We start from the raw sequence: 2226 nt of genomic DNA, 5'->3' as shown, positions 1-2226 counted from the left end.
TTTTGCCAGTACACTGAAAACTGAATAAAGATTTAAGATAGAAGCTAACTGAAAAAGCTTTGAACCAAGGAACTATGGTCAAGCCCTCGGCCTATTAGTACTGCCAAGCTGAACATGTTACCATGCTTACACACGCAGCCTATCAACCTTGTAGTCTTCAAGGGGCCTTACTAGCTTACGCTATGGGATATCTTATCTTGGAGTCGGCTTCACGCTTAGATGCTTTCAGCGTTTATCCGATCCGCACATAGTTGCCCAGCTGTGCTCCTGGCGGAACAACTGGTGCGCCAGAGGTGCGTCCATCCCGGTCCTCTCGTACTAAGGACAGCTCTCCTCAAATATCCTACGCCCACGACAGATAGGGACCGAACTGTCTCACGACGTTCTGAACCCAGCTCGCGTACCACTTTAATCGGCGAACAGCCGAACCCTTGGGACCGAATACAGCCCCAGGATGTGATGAGCCGACATCGAGGTGCCAAACCTCCCCGTCGATGTGGACTCTTGGGGGAGATCAGCCTGTTATCCCCAGGGTAGCTTTTATCCGTTGAGCGACGGCAATTCCACTCTCATACCGCCGGATCACTAACTCCAACTTTCGTTACTGCTCGGGCCGTCACCCTCGCAGTTAGGCTGGCTTACGCGTTTACACTCTAAAGCACGGTTTCCGTCCGTGCTGAGCCAACCTTTGAGCGCCTCCGTTACCTTTTTGGAGGCGACCGCCCCAGTCAAACTGCCCGTCTAACAATGTCCCCCGGCCGGATTCACGGCCGCAGGTTAGAATTCCAGCAACTTAAGGGTGGTATCCCAAGGGTGACTCCACCAACACTGGCGTGCTGGCTTCCCAGTCTCCCACCTATCCTGTACATAAATTACCGAAACCCAATATTAAACTGCAGTAAAGCTCCATGGGGTCTTTCCGTCTTGTCGCGGGTAACCGGCATCTTCACCGGTACTACAATTTCGCCGGGCGGGTAATTGAGACAGTGCCCAGATCGTTACACCATTCGTGCGGGTCGGAACTTACCCGACAAGGAATTTCGCTACCTTAGGACCGTTATAGTTACGGCCGCCGTTTACTGGGGCTTCAATTCAATGCTTGCACATCTCCTCTTAACCTTCCAGCACCGGGCAGGTGTCAGCCCCTATACTTCATCTTTCGATTTAGCAGAGACCTGTGTTTTTGCTAAACAGTCGCCTGGGCCTATTCACTGCGGCCACGTCTCCGTGGCGTCCCTTTTCCCTAAGTTACGGGACCAATTTGCCGAGTTCCTTAACTACCCTTCTCCCGTTGGCCTTAGAATTCTCTTCCCATCTACCTGTGTCGGTTTGCGGTACGGGCGCCTCAGATATACAATAAGCTTTTCTCGCCCCCCGTCCAGCATGCTTCCCTACTCTAATTTCGGTCCCTTACGCCCGGGGCGACCATCGCCCGGGTCATGCCTTTCTAGGGTGTCCCTTATCTTAAATCTTTTGGCGGCTACGGAATTTCCACCGTATGTGCATCGACTACGCCTTTCGGCCTCGCCTTAGCTCCCGGCTTACTTGGAGCGGACGAACCTTCCTCCAAAAACCTTAGACTTTCGGCCAATATGATTCTCACACATTTCGCGCTACTCATTCCGGCATTCTCACTCGAATGAAGTCCACCACCGCTTCCGCTATGACTTCACCCCTCATTCGACGCTCTCCTACCATTCCTCACGGAATCCCAAGCTTCGGTATACTGTTTAGCCCCGTTAAATTTTCGGCGCAGGGTCACTCGACCAGTGAGCTATTACGCACTCTTTTAATGAGTGGCTGCTTCTAAGCCAACATCCTGGTTGTCTGTGCAACCCCACATCCTTTTCCACTTAACAATATTTTGGGACCTTAGCTGTGGGTCTGGGCTGTTTCCCTTTTGACAATGAAACTTATCTCACACTGTCTGACTCCCGTACATCAATTATCCGGCATTCTGAGTTTGATAGGTTTCGGTAGCCTCTCGGCCCCTAGACCATTCAGTGCTTTACCTCCGGTAATCTAATACGAGGCTAGCCCTAAAGCTATTTCGGAGAGAACCAGCTATCTCCGGGTTCGATTGGAATTTCTCCGCTACCCACACCTCATCCGCTACCATTTCAACGGGAGTCGGTTCGGTCCTCCATGGAGTTTTACCTCCACTTCAACCTGGACATGGGTAGGTCACCCGGTTTCGGGTCGTGTACAACTGACTTCATACGCCCT

The 2226-nt window shown here is 51.9% G+C and carries 1 rRNA gene; it reads right to left on the bottom strand.

Going from position 1 to position 2226, the window contains the following annotated elements:
- Positions 1–74: 74 nt before the first annotated feature.
- Positions 75–2226, bottom strand: a 23S ribosomal RNA gene (locus tag B9Y59_RS00025); the annotation flags it as partial.

The sequence above is a fragment of the Anaeromassilibacillus sp. Marseille-P3371 genome, from assembly GCF_900169665.1.
Taxonomy (GTDB): Bacteria; Bacillota; Clostridia; order Oscillospirales; family Acutalibacteraceae; genus Anaeromassilibacillus.
Note: the sequence above shows the minus strand (reverse complement) of the source record. Positions and strands in the feature narration are given on the sequence as shown.